The organism is Actinoplanes sp. NPDC049681 (assembly GCF_044465265.1).
GTDB lineage: Bacteria > Actinomycetota > Actinomycetes > Mycobacteriales > Micromonosporaceae > Actinoplanes.
This window is the reverse complement of record NZ_JBITLP010000008.1, coordinates 167,368-183,026: the sequence shown is the minus strand read 5'-3', so window position 1 is coordinate 183,026 and position 15,659 is coordinate 167,368. Positions and strand designations below refer to the sequence as shown.

General features: G+C 73.8%; 15 protein-coding genes and 1 riboswitch. Of the genes, 10 read left to right on the top strand and 5 right to left on the bottom strand.

Translation table 11 applies throughout. The features are described 5' to 3' along the window. Positions 1 to 46 precede the first annotated feature (46 nt). On the top strand, positions 47 to 625 hold the full coding sequence (locus tag ACIBO8_RS28435; protein ID WP_396118401.1) for a 2'-5' RNA ligase family protein: 579 nt from the start codon (positions 47 to 49) through the stop codon (positions 623 to 625). Here ACIBO8_RS28435 and ACIBO8_RS28430 read toward each other — a convergent pair. After that, the gene (locus tag ACIBO8_RS28430) at positions 574 to 987 is read right to left on the bottom strand and encodes a VOC family protein (RefSeq protein ID WP_396118400.1); all 414 of its coding nucleotides are present in this window, start codon (positions 985 to 987) and stop codon (positions 574 to 576) included. The genes ACIBO8_RS28435 and ACIBO8_RS28430 overlap by 52 nt on opposite strands. A 71-nt stretch (positions 988 to 1,058) precedes the next feature. On the opposite strand from ACIBO8_RS28430, the gene ACIBO8_RS28425 reads away from it, so the two are divergent. The 5 genes from ACIBO8_RS28425 (at position 1,059) to ACIBO8_RS28405 (ending at position 6,875) form a co-directional block, all read left to right on the top strand. Continuing rightward, positions 1,059 to 2,042 (top strand): NAD-dependent epimerase/dehydratase family protein, encoded by a 984-nt coding sequence (locus tag ACIBO8_RS28425; protein WP_396118399.1) that lies wholly within the window; start codon positions 1,059 to 1,061, stop codon positions 2,040 to 2,042. Positions 2,043 to 2,169: 127 nt separating this feature from the next. Next, positions 2,170 to 3,684, top strand: coding sequence for an IucA/IucC family protein (locus ACIBO8_RS28420; RefSeq protein WP_396118398.1), 1,515 nt, complete (start codon positions 2,170 to 2,172; stop codon positions 3,682 to 3,684). Beyond that, entirely contained in the window at positions 3,681 to 5,306 is a 1,626-nt protein-coding gene (locus ACIBO8_RS28415; RefSeq protein ID WP_396118397.1) for an IucA/IucC family protein, read from the top strand. The genes ACIBO8_RS28420 and ACIBO8_RS28415 overlap by 4 nt, the downstream gene beginning before the upstream one ends. Then, on the top strand, positions 5,293 to 6,438 hold the full coding sequence (locus tag ACIBO8_RS28410) for an alanine racemase (protein WP_396118396.1): 1,146 nt from the start codon (positions 5,293 to 5,295) through the stop codon (positions 6,436 to 6,438). Before ACIBO8_RS28415 ends, ACIBO8_RS28410 begins: the two co-directional genes overlap by 14 nt. After that, complete coding sequence (locus ACIBO8_RS28405) at positions 6,438 to 6,875, top strand: NUDIX hydrolase (RefSeq protein ID WP_396118395.1); 438 nt, start codon at positions 6,438 to 6,440, stop codon at positions 6,873 to 6,875. The genes ACIBO8_RS28410 and ACIBO8_RS28405 overlap by 1 nt, the downstream gene beginning before the upstream one ends. A 94-nt stretch (positions 6,876 to 6,969) precedes the next feature. Here ACIBO8_RS28405 and ACIBO8_RS28400 read toward each other — a convergent pair whose 3' ends face one another. From ACIBO8_RS28400 to ACIBO8_RS28390, 3 genes are all read right to left on the bottom strand, one after another. After that, complete coding sequence (locus ACIBO8_RS28400) at positions 6,970 to 7,617, bottom strand: class I SAM-dependent methyltransferase (protein ID WP_396118394.1); 648 nt, start codon at positions 7,615 to 7,617, stop codon at positions 6,970 to 6,972. Between the two features lie 140 nt (positions 7,618 to 7,757). Further along, the gene (locus ACIBO8_RS28395; RefSeq protein WP_396118393.1) at positions 7,758 to 8,252 is read right to left on the bottom strand and encodes a peptide deformylase; all 495 of its coding nucleotides are present in this window, start codon (positions 8,250 to 8,252) and stop codon (positions 7,758 to 7,760) included. Positions 8,253 to 8,276: 24 nt separating this feature from the next. Further along, complete coding sequence (locus tag ACIBO8_RS28390; protein ID WP_396118392.1) at positions 8,277 to 9,515, bottom strand: chorismate-binding protein; 1,239 nt, start codon at positions 9,513 to 9,515, stop codon at positions 8,277 to 8,279. Between the two features lie 128 nt (positions 9,516 to 9,643). On the opposite strand from ACIBO8_RS28390, the gene ACIBO8_RS28385 reads away from it, so the two are divergent. Beyond that, entirely contained in the window at positions 9,644 to 9,844 is a 201-nt protein-coding gene (locus ACIBO8_RS28385) for a DUF5999 family protein (protein WP_366152083.1), read from the top strand. A 314-nt stretch (positions 9,845 to 10,158) separates the two neighbouring features. On the opposite strand, the gene gcvP is transcribed toward ACIBO8_RS28385, so the two are convergent. Further along, positions 10,159 to 12,963: an aminomethyl-transferring glycine dehydrogenase gene (gene gcvP, locus ACIBO8_RS28380; RefSeq protein WP_396118390.1), complete on the bottom strand. Its 2,805-nt coding sequence runs from the start codon at positions 12,961 to 12,963 to the stop codon at positions 10,159 to 10,161. Between the two features lie 92 nt (positions 12,964 to 13,055). Continuing rightward, a riboswitch (glycine riboswitch) is annotated at positions 13,056 to 13,149 on the bottom strand. Between the two features lie 60 nt (positions 13,150 to 13,209). On the opposite strand from gcvP, the gene mgrA reads away from it, so the two are divergent. Genes mgrA through ACIBO8_RS28365 form a run of 3 tightly spaced genes read left to right on the top strand, consistent with a single transcriptional unit; the run spans position 13,210 to position 15,613 of the window. Further along, the gene (gene mgrA, locus ACIBO8_RS28375) at positions 13,210 to 14,205 is read left to right on the top strand and encodes an L-glyceraldehyde 3-phosphate reductase (protein ID WP_396118389.1); all 996 of its coding nucleotides are present in this window, start codon (positions 13,210 to 13,212) and stop codon (positions 14,203 to 14,205) included. Next, positions 14,202 to 14,876, top strand: coding sequence for a DNA polymerase beta superfamily protein (locus tag ACIBO8_RS28370; protein ID WP_396118388.1), 675 nt, complete (start codon positions 14,202 to 14,204; stop codon positions 14,874 to 14,876). The genes mgrA and ACIBO8_RS28370 overlap by 4 nt, the downstream gene beginning before the upstream one ends. Further along, entirely contained in the window at positions 14,873 to 15,613 is a 741-nt protein-coding gene (locus tag ACIBO8_RS28365; RefSeq protein WP_396118387.1) for a DNA polymerase beta superfamily protein, read from the top strand. Before ACIBO8_RS28370 ends, ACIBO8_RS28365 begins: the two co-directional genes overlap by 4 nt. Positions 15,614 to 15,659: the final 46 nt, after the last annotated feature.

Here is a 15,659-nt window from a genome sequence, read left to right as displayed (position 1 = left end):
CGAAACCGCTGGACACCCCGGGCGTCAGCACCCCACAGTCGCCACCATGACGCCCACCCACACCGCCCTCATCGTCCCGGTCCCACCCGCCGAACCCGCCGTCCGCCACCACCGCCACCACCTGGACCGCGCCGCGAGCTGGGGCGTGCCCGCCCACATCACGATCCTCTACCCGTTCCTGCCACCACCCCGCATCACCGCCGCCGTCCTCGACACCCTGCGGGACCTCGTCGCCACCGTGCCCCGCTTCACCTGCACCCTCACCCACGTCGACTGGTTCGCCGACACCGTCGCCTGGCTCGCCCCCGCACCCGCCGAACCCTTCGCCACCCTCACCCACGCCATCACCGCGCGATTCCCGCAAGCCCAGCCCTACGGAGGAGCACACCCCGACGTCGTGCCGCACCTCACCATCGGCCACGACCACCCGCCCGCCACCCTGCGCGCCGCCGCCGCCGAAGCCGCCACCCACCTGCCCATCACCGCCGACATCGACACCGTCCACCTCATCCACGGCACCCCCGAACCCGGCGGCCCCTGGCACACCGCCGCGCAGCTACCCCTCGGACCCCGTCAGGCCGCCACGCAGAACTCGTTGCCCTCCGGATCGGCCATCACCACGTGATGCCCCTCGAACGTCGCCACCACCCGCCCACCGGCCGACACCAGCTGCGCCACCTTCGCCGAGATCACCGCCCACTGCCCCGCCGACCGGCCCACCCGCACGTCGATGTGCAGCCGGTTCTTCGCCACCTTCGGCTCCGGCACCTCCAGGAACACCAGCCGCGGACCCACCCCCGACGGATCCCGCAACCACGCGCCGTCCCCGCCGTCGTCCTCCAGATCCCCGAACGACGCCACCCACTCCTCCCGCGTCGCGAACGGCGCCGGCGGCGGCTCGTCCTCGTAACCCAGCGCCAGCTTCCAGAACTCCGCCAGCACCTTCGCCCGCACGCAGTCGAACGTCAGATCCACCCGCAACGCCACGTCACACCTCGTTTCCGCCGACAGCGATAGCATCTTCCACCCCGCGTACGACAAAAGGCATCGTCGCTCGCATGAGACTGCTCGTACTCGGAGGAACCGGATTCGTCGGCCGCGCCGTCGTCGACGAGGCTCGCACCCGCGGCCACCACATCACCGTCCTCAACCGAGGCCACCGCCCTGAACCCGCCGGCGTCACCGCCCTCGTCGGCGACCGCACCGCACCCGGCGGCCTCACCGCCCTCGACCACGGCACCTGGGACGCCGTCGTCGACACCTGGTCCGCCGCGCCGCACGCCGTCCGCGACGCCGCCAAAGCCCTGACCGGCCGCGCCGGCCACTACACGTACGTCTCCAGCCGCAGTGTCTACGCCGACGGCGGCCCCGTACCCCTCACCGAGGACGCCCCCGTCGTCGACGCCTCCCCCGACGCCGGCGACGACGTCGAGTACGCCGCCGCCAAACGCGGTGGTGAGCTCGCCGCCACGCAGTCCTTCCACGGCCCCGTCCTGCTGGCCCGCGCCGGGCTCATCCTCGGCCCGCACGAGGACGTCGGCCGCCTGCCCTGGTGGCTGAACCGGCTGGCGAAGGGCGGCCCCACCCTCGCCCCCGGCCCCCGCGACCTGCCCCTGCAGTACATCGACGCCCGCGACCTGGCGGCCTTCGTGCTCGACGCGGCCGCCGCCGGCCGCACCGGCGCGTACAACGTGGTCAGCGAACCCGGCCACACCACCATGGGCGAGCTGCTGGAGACCGCCACCGAGATCACCGGCGGCCGCGCCGAGCTGCGGTGGACCGAGCCCGACGCGATCCTCGCCGCCGGCATCGCACAGTGGACGGAGCTGCCGATCTGGCTCGCGCCGGGATACGACCACTCCTTCATGCACGGCGGCGACGTGAGCCGGGCGATCGCCGCCGGCCTGCGGGCCCGCCCGGTGCGCGAGACCGTCGCCGACACCTGGGCCTGGCTGCAGAGCATCGGCGGCACTGCACCGCATCGCCCCGACCGTCCGCCGGTCGGCCTGGACCCGGCGAAGGAAGCCGGAATTCTCTTCTGAGGGGTCGATGAAATTCCTCTTTGGGTTTGATCTTCGTGTGCGGCCTGCGACGGGGCGCACACCCTGTAGAGCGTCCTAGGATGTTGATGGCCGGGCCGGTGCGGTGTGGCCGGCCCGGTGCCGGACAATGGGCGCCGTGCGGATCCGTACCGAGGTGGAACGTCTGCGGCCGGAGCTGACCGGGCCCTACGACCGGGCGCTCCCGCGAGCGCGGGCCGAGATCCTCGCCCGGCTCCTCGGCGCCCTCACCCGCGAGCCCCTGCCCGGCGTGGCCGCACGGGCTCCCGGCCGGATCACGATCACCGGTGGCCGGATGCTCACCTTCGACCCCGCCGCCGCGCTGCCCTACGCCGCTCCCCCGGCCGGACTCGGCTGCCGCCTCGGCATGGAGGAGATCACGGACCCGGCCCTTCTGGTACGCCGCCTGGGCTGGCCCGAGACGTTCCGCGACGAGATCGCCGGCAGCGTCGCCAACCTGGCCCTGGCGTACGCGGACCCGCCGCCGGCCACCGCGCGGCCGATCCTGGACACCGGTCCCGGCCTGGCCACCCTCGAGCAACTCGTCCTGGACGGCCACCCGCTGCATCCCTGCTGCCGGACCCGGGGCGGGATGGACGTCGCCGACGTGCTCGCGTACGGGCCGGAACACCGCCCCACCCTGCACCTACAGCGGCTGCGGGTGCCCCCGGACCGCTGGTACGGCGACGGGCCGCCGGTGCTGCTCGCCCACCCCTGGCAGGCCCCGCGGCTGCGCGAGCGCCACCCGTGGCTCACCCCGGACGGCGAGACCGGCCCGGTACGCCCGCTGATGTCGCTGCGTACCGTCGCGACCGCCACCGGGCACGTCAAGACGGCTGTCGGCGTACAGATGACCTCCGCCGTGCGGACCGTCTCCCCCGCCGCCCTCCAGAACGGACCCCGGCTGTCCGCCCTGCTGCACGCCCTCACCGCGGGACTGCCGCTGACCGTGCCCGCGGAGTACGCCCCCGGCGCGGTCCTCGTCGACGGCCGCCCCGACCGCCACCTCGCCCACCTGCACCGACAAGCCCCCGCGGTGCGGCCCGGCGAGACCGTCGTACCCCTGGCCGCGCTCGCCGCCGCCGACCCGTACGACGGACGCCCCCTGCTGCTGCACGCCGCGACCGACCCGTACGCGTGGTGGCACGACCTGACCCACCTGCTGTTCCCGCCGCTGCTGGCAATCCTCGGCCGCGGCGTCGCGCTGGAGGCCCACGGCCAGAACACCCTGGTGGTGCTCGACGGCGGCCGGCCCGTCCGCATCGTCTACCGCGACCTCGGCGGCGTCCGCGTCAGCCCGGCCCGGCTGCGCGCCGCCGGCATCGACCCGCCGCCGCTGACCGGCGACCTGCCCACCGACGACCCGCAGGTGCTGCGCACCAAGCTCGCCGCGGCCGTCGGCACCGTGACCGGGCAGCTCGTGGCCGTGCTGGAGCGCGACGGCGCGGACCCGGCCAAGCTGTGGGCGACGGCCGCCGCGGCGGTGGCCTCGGCCGGGACGAGCGACGCGAAGGCCCTGCTCGCCGAGCCGCTGCCGGTCAAGGCCACCACGGCGATGCGCCTCGCCGCCGACCCGCTCGACGACATCTGGACCGCCGTCGACAACCCCCTGGGGCAACCATGACACCCGCCCTGACCGCACGCCGGCTCGCCGTCACCGCCGCCGACGCGGGAGCCTCGCTGGCGATGCACGCCCCGCACCTGCTCGACCCGTTCACCGCGGCGCTGCCGGTGGCCGCCGACGTCGTGGGACGCCGGCTGCGCGCGGCCCTGGTCCGCGAAGGGCTCACCACCCCGGCGCCGGACGATCACGTGCACGGCTTCCACCGGGTCGAGTACGCGCATGCCGGCGCCGACGATCCGGCGCGCCTCCTCCCGGACGGCCTGCCCGGCAACACGACCGGCTTCGCCGCGGAACTGCGCAACGCCGTGGTGAACCTCGCCCTCGCCATGGCCCGGCAGGATCGCCCGCCCCGCCGCGGCGGGGACCCGGACGCGGACGCCGTGGCCGGGGAGCGGCTGGCGGTGGCCGGGCACAACCTGCACCCCTGCGGACGGACCCGGCTGGGCTGGGACACCGTCGACGTCCTCGCCCACGACCTGGAGGCCGGGCAGACCCGGGTCGGCTTCCTCGCCGTCCGCGACGACGTGCACCTCGGCGACGACCTCGGTGCCGCCCTCGGCACGGCGTACCCGGGGCTGCCCGCGGCGCCACCCGGGTTCCGGCTGCAACCCGTGCACGCCTGGCAGCGCGACGCCGTCGTGGCGCTGCGCCACCGGGAGCTGATCGCCGCCGGCGCCGTGCGGATCCTCGACGCCGAGCTGCACGCGACGCCGACGGCCGCGCTGCGTACCGTGCTGCTGCCGGTCACCGCCGACGGGGCCCGCCGCTACCTCAAGCTCTCCCTCGACATCCAGGTCACCTCGACGCGGCGCGGGATCTCGGTGGCCAGCACCCGCAACGGGCCGGTCGTGTCCGCGCTGCTGCACCGCCTCGCCGCCGAGGACCCCGACGCCGGCCGGCTGCTGCTCATGGCGGAGACCGCCGGTGCCGCCGTACCCGTCGGGCCCGGCCGGGACATGTCGGCCGTCCTGCGCGACGGGCTCGCCGGCCGGCTCGGTCCCGGCGAACGGGCCGTCGCGGGTGGCGCGCTACCGTTCCTCGCCGCCGGCCTGGTGGCGGCCTTCGCCGCGAGCACCGGGCGGCGTGACGACGCGGCGGCCGCCGGGGCCTTCCTGGACGCGTACGCCCGCCTGCTGCTGCCACCCCTGCTGCGGCTGACCGTACGCGGCGTGGCCCTGGAGGCGCACCTGCAGAACTGCCTGCCGACCTTCGTGGACGGCGTGCCGCACCGGCTGGCCGTACGCGACTTCGCGGGCCTGCGGATCCACCCCGGCCGGCTCGCGGCCGCCGGGCACGACGTGACGCTGTGGCCCGGCTCGGTCGTGGCCACCGCCGACGAGGCCGTACTGCGCGCCAAGATCGGCTACACCGCGTTCCAGGCCCACCTCGGCGAGCTCGTGCTGCGCCTCGGCGAGTCGCACGGCCTGCCCGAGGACGCGGCGTGGCGCACCGTCCGAGCGGTCGTGGACGAGACGTACGACGCCCTGGGCGACGCCGGGCGCGACGACCACGCCGCGTTCACCGCCCCGCTCGTCCCGCACAAGGCACTGGTGCGGATGCGGCTGACCGGCGCCGGCGACGAGTACGTGCCGGTGGAGAATCCCCTGCATGCGCCCGCCTGAGCCGGTTCTGGCCGCGCTGGGCGACCTGCCGTCGCCGGTGTGCGCGTACGTCTACCAGCGGCAGGCGCTGCGCGAGCGGGCCGCCGCCGTGCGAGCCGCCCTGCCCGGGGTGACGCTGCTGTACGCGGTGAAGGCCAACGGTCACCCCGCGGTCGTCCGTACCCTCGCGGACACCTGCGACGGCCTGGAGGTCGCCTCCGGCGGCGAACTGGGGCTGGCCCTGGCGGCGGACGCCCGCCGCCTCGTGTTCGGCGGCCCGGCCAAGACCGACGCCGAGCTGGCCGCGGCGATCGCCGCGGGCGCGCAGGTCAACGTGGAGAGCGGCCAGGAGCTGCTCCGGCTGGATCGCCTGGCCCGGGCCGCAGGGGTCGTCGTGCCCGCATGTGTACGGGTGAACCGCGCCGCAGCCGCCCTGCCCGGCAGCCACGCGATGACCGGGGCACCGACCCCGTTCGGCGTCGACGAGGCGCAGGTGGGCGAGGTCCTCGCCTTGCCGCACGGCAACGTCGACGTGCTCGGCTTCCACCTGCACGCGGTGTCCAACAACCTCGACGGCGGCGCCCACGCCCGGTTCCTCGCCGACGCGCTGAGCTGGTCGCAGGCGGCCGCCGCGCGACACGGGCTCGCACTGCGCATCGTGAACGCCGGCGGTGGTCTCGGCGTGGACCACCGGGGCGACACCACCGTCGACCTTGCATCGGTCGGCGCCGGCCTCGACGTGCCGCCGGGCGTGGAGCTGATCGTGGAGCCGGGCCGCATCCTCGCGGCCGACGCCGGCTGGTACGCCGCGGAGGTCCTCGACCTCAAGCGCACCCACGGCCGGTGGTTCGCGGTGCTGCGTGGGGGCACCCATCATTTCCGGCTGCCCGCCGCCTGGGGCTACAGCCACCCCTTCACCGTGCTGCCCCGCGACCGGTGGCCGTACGACTGGCCCCGCCCGGAGGTACGCGACACGCAGGTCGACGCCGTCGGCGAGCTGTGCACCCCCCGCGACGTGCTCGCCCGCGACCGGCACGTCACTCGGCTGCGCGTCGGCGACGTCCTGGTGTTCGGCCGCACCGGCGCGTACGGGTGGGACATCTCGCACCACGACTTCCTGCGCCACCCGCCGCCGTCGTTCATCATCCTCTGATGGACGCCACCCACCGGCCCGCCGCCCGGATCGTCTGCCTCGACGCCGACGGCCGGGTGCTGCTCATGCACTGGCGCGACCCGGTCGACGGCCACGACGTCTGGGAACCGCCCGGCGGCGGCCTCGACCCGGGCGAGGACCATCTGCAGGCCGCCCGCCGTGAACTCGCCGAGGAGACCGGCCTGGACCCGGCGGCGGTGCTCGACCGGTCCGTGGCGGTGGAACGCGACTTCGTCTGGAAGGGCCGGCGGTTCACCGGCCCGGAACGGTTCTTCCTGGCCCGGTTCGGCACCGCCCGGCCGGCGCTGGGCCGCGACGGGCTGCTCCCGGACGAGCAGGAGCAGCTGGCCGGGCACGCGTGGGTGGCCCTCGGAGACCTGGCCGGGCTCCCCGGGCTGGACCCGCCCGACCTGGCGGAGATCATCGGGCGGCTCTGACCTCCGGCTCCCCGGCCTGGTCCGGCCGCGGTTCGCAGCTCCGCCTGCCCGCCTGGTCAGTCGGCCGTCCTGGACTCCGCCCATCCCGGCCTGGTCAGTCGGCGGCTCGGAACTCCACCCGCCACCGGGCGACCAGCGGGTCGTCCGGATCGCGCAGGTGCTCCACGGCCACCGGCGTCAGCGACGGCCCGGCGAACGCGTCGATCTCGGCCCGCGTCAGCGGCCACGGCGGACCCTGCCGCTCACCCTGCTCCGCCACCGCGATGACCAGCAGCGTCCCGCCGGGTGCGACCATCGGGCCGACGTTGGCGATCGCCCGGGCGCGTTCCGGGCCGGGCAGCGCCTGCACGTTGTTGCTCTCGACCACGAGGTCGAAGCGGCCGTGCCACTGCGGCGGCGGGTCGAGCAGATTCGCGACGACGTACTCGACGGACGAGGACGGGTGGCGTTCCCGTGCCGTGCGCACGGCCGTGCCGGAGATGTCGAAAGCGGTCACGGCGAAGCCGAGGCCGGCCAGGAACTCGGCGTCGCGGCCGAGCCCGCACCCGACCACCAGCGCCTCGCGGCCACCGCCGGTGACGTCGCCGCGGCGCACCCATCCGGCGAGGTAACGGCTGGGCTCGGGCACGTCCCACGGCACCTGGGCGGTGCCGGCGCCGGCCTCGGCGTAGAGCCGCTCGAACCAGCCGGTCGGGTCGCCGGCCGCCAGCGACGCCGCCGCCAGCCGCGTCGCGTCCGACACTCCGGCCGCCGCGCCCTGGCCCGGGTGACCAGGACCCGGCCCTGCGGGGCCGGGACCCGGCTCGCCCGAGGCCGGCGAGGACCGGCTCGGGGAGGAGGACCCGGGCGAAGACGGACCGGCAGGAGACGGCTCGGCGGGGGTCATGCCGGCATCGGGCGGGTCCGGCGCAGCTCTCGCAGCGCCTGCCGGCGGGTTTCGCCGGTCAGCGTGTCGATGTAGAGCCGCCCGTCGAGATGGTCCGTCTCGTGCTGCAGGGCCCGCGCCAGGAAGCCGGTACCCGCGATCGTCAGCGCCCGCCCGTACGCGTCGAAGCCGGTCGCCGTGACCGCGAAGGCCCGCGGCGTCGCGAAGCCCATCCCCGGCAGGGACAGGCAGGCCTCCTCGTCGTCCTGCTCGCCCTCGAAGCCGGAGAGCACCGGGTTCACCAGGTGACCGACCTGCCCGCCCACGTTGTACGAGAACACGCGCAGGCTCACACCGATCTGCGGCGCCGCGACCCCGGCGCGGCCCGGCTCCCGGACGGTGTCCTCCAGGTCCGCCACGAGCCGGCGCAGCTCGTCGTCGAAATCGGTCACGGGCTCCGCCGCCGTACGCAGGACGGGGTCGCCGAACAGCCGGATGGGGCGCACAGTCATGGCACCCAACCTACCGAGGCGGGGTCAGTCGCCGAGGAGGGCGGCCCGCAGGGGTGCGGCCTTCGCCGCGGCCTCGTCGACCTCGGCGGCCGGGTCGCTGTCCCAGGTGATGCCGCCGCCGGCCCACAGGTGCACCCGGCCGTCGGTGACCGCCGCCGTGCGGATGGTCAGGCCGAGGTCGACGTGGTCGGTGCCGACCCAGCCGAGGGCGCCCATCGCGACGCCGCGCCCGACCGGCTCGATCTCGGCGATGAGGTCGAGCGCGGCGAGCTTGGGCGCGCCCGTCACCGAGCCGCCGGGGCACACCGCGCGCAGCAGCTCGGCCAGGCCCAGGGAGCCCTGGATGGGCGCGGACACCTGCGACTCGGCCTGCCACAGGCCGGACCAGCGGCGTACGGCGAACAGCTCGTCCACCCGTACCGGCCCGACGCCGGGCAGGCGCGACAGGTCGTTGCGCTCCAGGTCGACGATCATGACGTGCTCGGCGCGTTCCTTGGCGGAGGCGAGCAGCTCGCGGCGGCCGGCCGCGGTCGCCGGCCGGGTGCCCTTGATCGGCCGGGTGACGACGCGGCCGGCGCGGACCTCGACGAGGGTCTCCGGGGACGCCGTGGCGATGGCCCAGTCGCGCCCCGCCAGGACGCCGCCGTATCGGGCTCCGGACAGTTTCGTCACCCGCTGTAGGGAAGGGCCGGGATCTCCCGTGTACGGAGCGCTGGCGTGGCCCACGACGTTGACCTGATAGACGTCCCCCCGCCGGATCGCGGCGCGGACCTTCTCGACCGCCTCGGCGTGATCTTGACGGGTCCAGCTGTCCGTCCAGGGGCCCAGCGACCACCCTTCCGGGCCTGACGCACCGTTACGGATCAGGCGCTCGGAGACACCGCTCTCCCGCTCCTCCCCGGCGTCGGTGTGGCGGTAGAGAACCGCTGCCACGTCAGGGATTCCGGGAACCGGTGTCGGTCGCCCGACGGCGCCGCCGGCCATCACCGATCCGGCCGCAGCCGACACGTACAGTGATGATCCGCAGATCGTGCCGACGCCGTTCGGGTGGTTTTCGTTAGCCGTTCGTAGGAGGTCTCGCACCGGTAGTCCGTTGTCCGCGAGCCACGCTGTAACAAGCTCTGCAGGGTCACCACCGTCACCCAGGAACCACTCGAACACCGATGACGGACCGTGACGGCGCTGGCAGGAGGCCGGAGAACCCGGTGGAACAGCTGGCGTGACTGTCGCACAGTGGTCGTATCCACGCTTCCCGTGGACCATCTCAACAGTGGATTCGCTCAATGGGGCGCCGTCACTCGGTCCACCCGGACTCGTTCCGATGGGAGTAGTGTTCGCCACCGTTGATGTGAAGCACAACACAACACAACCCCCCTGACCGGAGACCTCCGATGTGCCAGCACCAAACCACCTGTCCTTCCGCCGAGGCCGTGGACCGCGAGGCGGCCCGGGTCGTGGCCACCTTCCCCGAGCAGGGTTGGAGCCTGCTCTGCAACGGCGTCATCCTCTTCGAGGACACCGGCGAACTGCTGCCCGACGGCAGCCAGATCGAACCGCACCGCGGCCCCGCCCGTCACGCCCTCGCCGCCTGACGGTCCGCACCGCACCACCGGACGGCCCGGGCCGTCGACCCGACGACCCGCACGAGCCGCCGGCACGACCGCCGGAAGAGTAACGGCGACGAGGCCGAGACCGCATACCGGCCTGCACCACCGGCACCCGCCGGCCGCCGTCGCACGACGACGAGGGCACGACGACAAGGCACGCCGGACGCCGAGAGGCACGCCGCGCTCCGGGAGAGCACGCCGCACGACGGCGACGCATCCCGCCCCGCGGCCAGGCGCCCCGCCCGGCACACCGCCCGCGGGCCGACCGATCACACCATCGGCCGACCCGCCCGGCGGCCTCAGTCCTCGAACGCCTCCGGCGAGGGACACGAACACACCAGATTGCGATCCCCGTACGCGCCGTCGATGCGCCGCACCGGGGGCCAGTACTTCGCCGTGCGGTCGACGCCCTGCGGGAAACCGGCCAGCGACCGCGGGTACGCGTGCTCCCACTCGTCCGCCGACACCGCCGCCGCCGTGTGCGGGGCGTGGTGCAACGGGTTGTCGTCGCGCGGCCACTCGCCCGCCGCCACCCGGTCGATCTCGCCCTTGATCGCGATCATCGCCTCGCAGAACCGGTCCAGCTCGACCAGGTCCTCGCTCTCGGTCGGCTCGACCATCAGCGTGCCCGCCACCGGGAACGACATCGTCGGCGCGTGGAAGCCGTAGTCGATCAGCCGCTTCGCCACGTCGTCCACCGACACGCCCGTCGCCTTGGTGATCGGGCGCAGGTCCAGGATGCACTCGTGCGCCACCAGGCCCTCGTTGCCCGCGTACAGAACCGGGTAGTGATCGCGCAGGCGCGCCGCCACGTAGTTGGCCGCCAGCACCGCCACCGCCGTGGCCTGCGCCAGGCCGTCCGGGCCCATCATCCGCAGGTACGCCCACGAGATCGGCAGAATCCCCGCCGACCCGTGCGCCGCGGCGGACACCGCGTGGTGCTCGCCCGGCTCCAGCGGGTCACCCGGCAGGAACTCGGACAGGTGCGCGCGCACCGCCACCGGGCCCACGCCCGGGCCACCGCCGCCGTGCGGGATGCAGAACGTCTTGTGCAGGTTCAGGTGCGACACGTCGGCGCCGAACTTGCCCGGCCGGGCGAAGCCGACCAGTGCGTTCAGGTTCGCGCCGTCGACGTACACCTGCCCGCCGGCGTCGTGCACCTTGCCGCACAGCTCCGCGATGCCCTTCTCGTACACGCCGTGGGTCGACGGGTACGTCACCATGATCGCGGCCAGCGCCTCGCGGTGCTTCTCGATCTTGGCGTCCAGGTCGGCCAGGTCCACGTTGCCGTTCTCGTCGCACGCCACCACGACCACCCGCATGCCCGCCATCACCGCGCTCGCCGCGTTGGTGCCGTGCGCGCTCGACGGGATCAGGCACACGTCGCGGTGCGCCTCGCCCCGCGACCGGTGGTAACCGCGGATCGCCAGCAGGCCCGCCAGCTCACCCTGCGAACCGGCGTTCGGCTGCACGCTCACCGCGTCGTAGCCGGTGAGCTCCGCCAGCCACGCCTCCAGCTGCGCGACCAGCGCCTCGTAGCCCGCGGTGCGCAACGCCGGCGCGTACGGGTGGATGTTCGCGAACTCCGGCCAGGTGACCGGCTCCATCTCGGTGGTCGCGTTCAGCTTCATCGTGCACGATCCCAGCGGGATCATGCCCCGGTCCAGCGCGTAGTCGCGGTCCGACAGCCGGCGCAGGTAGCGCAGCATCGCCGTCTCCGAGTGGTGCGACCGGAACACCGGGTGCGTCAGGAAGTCGCTCGTACGCGCCAGCGGCCGTGCTCCGCACTCCGCGGGAGCTGCCGGGGACGCGCCGAAGGCCCGCAGGACCGCCTCGACGTGCGCCGCGGTGGTGGTCTCGTCGCACGACACCGACACCCGGTCGTTGTCGACCTGGCGCAGATCCACGCCCGCCCCGGCCGCCGCGGCCACCACGGCCGCCGCACGGCCCGGCACCACCGCGGTCACCGTGTCGAAGAACGCCGCGTGCGCCACCTCGACCCCGGCCGCCGCCAGGCCACCCGCCAGGGCCAGGGCATGCCCGTGCACCCGGCGCGCGATCTCCCGCAGCCCCTCCGGGCCGTGGTAGACCGCGTACATGCTCGCCATCACCGCGAGCAGGACCTGCGCCGTGCAGATGTTGCTCGTCGCGCGCTCCCGGCGGATGTGCTGCTCGCGCGTCTGCAACGCCAGCCGGTAGGCCGGCGCCCCGTCCGCGTCCCGCGACACCCCGACGAGCCGGCCCGGCAGCGACCGCTCCAGCCCGGACCGCACCGCCAGGTAGCCCGCGTGCGGACCACCGAACCCCAGCGGTACGCCGAAACGCTGCGTCGTGCCCGCCGCGATGTCCGCCCCGATCTCCCCCGGCGCCCGCAGCAGGGTCAACGCCAGCAGGTCCGCCGCCACCGTCACCAGCGCGCCGGCCTCGTGCGCCGCCGCCACCAGGGCGGCGTGGTCGCGGACCGCGCCGGACGCCCCCGGATACTGCAGGTGCAGGCCGAAGTACTCCGCCGGCAGCGCCGCGTCGGCGTCCAGGTTCACCAGCCGCACCTCGATGCCCAGCGGCTCCGCCCGGGTCCGCAGCACGGCGAGAGTCTGCGGCAGCGTGTCGGCGTCCACCGCGTACACGTTGCTCTTGCTCTTCGACGAGCGGCGCGCCAGCGTCATCGCCTCCGCGACCGCCGTGCCCTCGTCGAGCATCGACGCGTTCGCCGTCGCCAGCCCGGTCAGGTCCGTCACCATCGTCTGGAAGTTCAGCAGCGCCTCCAACCGGCCCTGGCTGATCTCCGGCTGGTACGGCGTGTACGCCGTGTACCACGCCGGGTTCTCCAGCACGTTGCGCCGGATCACCGCCGGCGTGAACGTGCCGTAGTAGCCGAGCCCGATCATGGAGGTCGTCACCGTGTTACGCCCGGCGATCTCGCGCAGCTCCGCGATCGTCTCCTCCTCGGAGGCCGCGGCCGGCAGCTCCAGCGTGCCGTGCCAGCGGATCACCTCGGGGATCGCGGCATCCATGAGCGCCTCGAGCGATGCGTACCCGATGGCCTTGAGCATCTGGGTCTGCGCGTCCGCATCGGGACCGATGTGGCGATGGGCGAACGTCATGGCGGCTCCAGGGGGCTTCCGAGGTCGACGGGCAACCTCCCCCTCTGTCATACCCACGAGTCGGACGAACCCACGAGCGCACTTCAGAGTCGCCTGCCCCCGCGGTCCTTTTGCCTGAGAGGTTCCGGGGAGGATTTGCCCCTTCGGCGCCACCGGCGAACCGGCGATCTCTCCCGCGTGGGTGGTACGGCTGCCTTCAACCTACCAGCGGACGCATGTCGATCACGTGTCCCTAGGCTGTGGCGTGTGACCTACTCCCCCGCGGACGACCGCTACGACACCATGACCTACCGCCGCGCCGGTCGCAGCGGCCTCAAGCTGCCGGCGATCAGCCTCGGCCTCTGGCACAACTTCGGCGACGGCCGCCCCCTGGAACGGCAGCAGGCCATCGTCCGCCGCGCCTTCGACCTCGGCGTCACCCATTTCGACCTCGCGAACAACTACGGGCCCCCGCCCGGCAGCGCCGAGTCCAATTTCGGCCGCATCCTGCGTGCCGACCTCGCCGCCCACCGCGACGAGATCATTGTCTCCACCAAGGCGGGCTACACCATGTGGGACGGCCCCTACGGCGACTGGGGCTCGCGCAAATACCTGGTGTCGTCGCTCGATCAGTCGCTCGAACGGCTCGGCCTCGACTACGTCGACATCTTCTACCACCACCGGCCCGACCCGGAGACCCCGCTCGAGGAGACCATGACGGCCCTCGACGCCCTCGTCCGCGCCGGCAAGGCCCTTTACGTCGGCATCAGCAACTACGGCGCCGAGCAGACCGCCCAGGCCGCCGCCATCCTCCAGGAACTCGGCACCCCCCTGCTGATCCACCAGCCGTCCTACTCGATCCTCAACCGCTGGATCGAGCGCGACCACCTGCTCGACACGCTAGAACGCGTCGGCGCCGGCTGCATCGCCTTCAGCCCCCTGCAGCAGGGCTTGCTCACCGACCGCTACCTCCGCGGAATCCCCGACGACTCCCGGGTCCGCACCAGCGTCTTCCTGGACGAGAGCGACCTCGACTCCCGGACCATGGGCCGCATCCACGCCCTCGACGACATCGCCCGGCGCCGCGGCCAGAGCCTCGCCCAGCTCGCCCTCGCCTGGGCCCTGCGCGACCCCCGCATGACCAGCCTCATCATCGGGGCCAGCAGCGTCGGCCAGCTCGAGACCAACGTCGCGGCCCTGCGCAACCCGCAGCTCAGCCAGGACGAGCTCGACGCCGTCGACGCCACCGTCCTCGACCTGTGACCGGCGGCTTCCCGCCCGGCACGATCCTCGCGGTCGTGGTCGGCTCCCGCGCGTACGGGCTCGACGGCCCGGACTCCGACCACGACCGCCGCGGCGTGTACGCGGCGCCCACCCGCGCCTTCTGGCGCCTCGACAAACCCCCCACCCACCTCGACGGCCCCCGCGACGAACAGTTCTCCTGGGAGATCGAACGGTTCTGCACCCTCGCGCTGCAGGCCAACCCGACGGTGCTCGAAGTGCTCTGGTCACCTCTGATCGAACACGCCAGCCCCGACGGCGAGGAGCTGCTCGCCGCCCGCACCGCGTTCCTCTCCCGGCACGTCGCCCACACCTACGGCGCGTACGCCCGCGACCAGCTCAAACGCGTCGCCGCCCGGCGCGAACGCACCGGCGAGATCAACCACAAGCAGGCCATGCACATGATCCGGCTGCTGCTCGCCGGTGCCCACGTCCTGCGCACCGGCGACGTCCTCGTCGACGTACGCCCGCTGCGCGACCGCCTCCTGCGGATCAAATCCGGTGGAGAGCCGTGGGAATCCGTGCTGTCGTGGGCCGACCACCTGCAAGCCGACCTGGCCGCCGCCGAGGCCGCCAGCACCCTGCCGGGCGAACCCGACCGGGCCAGAATCGACGCGCTGCTCGCCGGCGTACGGGAAAGGGGTCTGACATGACCGTCGACGTGCCCGCCTGGGCCGCGGAAGCCGCGGTCCTGCCCTATCCCACGGTGTTCGTGACCGTCAGCGGCGCCCACCTCTACGGCTTCGCCTCGGTCGACAGCGACCTCGACCTGCGGGCCGGCCACGTCCTGCCGGCCGCCGAGGTCGTGGGGCTGCGGACCGGCCCGGAGACGATCACCTCCGACGCCTGGCGCGACGGCGTGGAGCTCGACGTGGTCAGCCACGACCTGCTGAAGTTCGCCCGCCTGCTGAACAGCCGCAACGGCTACGTCCTCGAACAGCTGCTGTCGCCGCTGGTCGTCACGACCTCCGCGGTGCACCGCTCGCTGATCGAGCTGGCTCCGGGCCTGATCACCAGCCACCACGCGCACCACTACCTCGGGTTCGCGGCGACGCAGGAACGGCTGTTCGCCAAAACCGGCGAGCTCAAGCCGGCCCTCTACACCCTGCGGGTGCTGCACACCGGCATCCACCTCATGCGCACCGGAGAGGTCGTCGCGGATCTCGGGGTGCTGAGCACGCTGCCGTACGTGCCGGAGTTGATCGCGCTGAAGCGGTCCGCGGAGCACGGGGCGTGTCCCGACTCGATGCGCGACGTGGTGGAGAAGGACATCGCCGAGTTGCGTACGGAGCTCGAGGCGGCGCGGGACGCCTCGGCGCTGCCGCGGCACGCCGATCCCGCCGCGGTCGAGGCGTTGCACGAGTTGGTGGTGCGTACCCGCCTCGGCTGAGGCGTTTTGCTGTGTGCCGTGAGCAGGCGCACCACCTCTTAAGCAT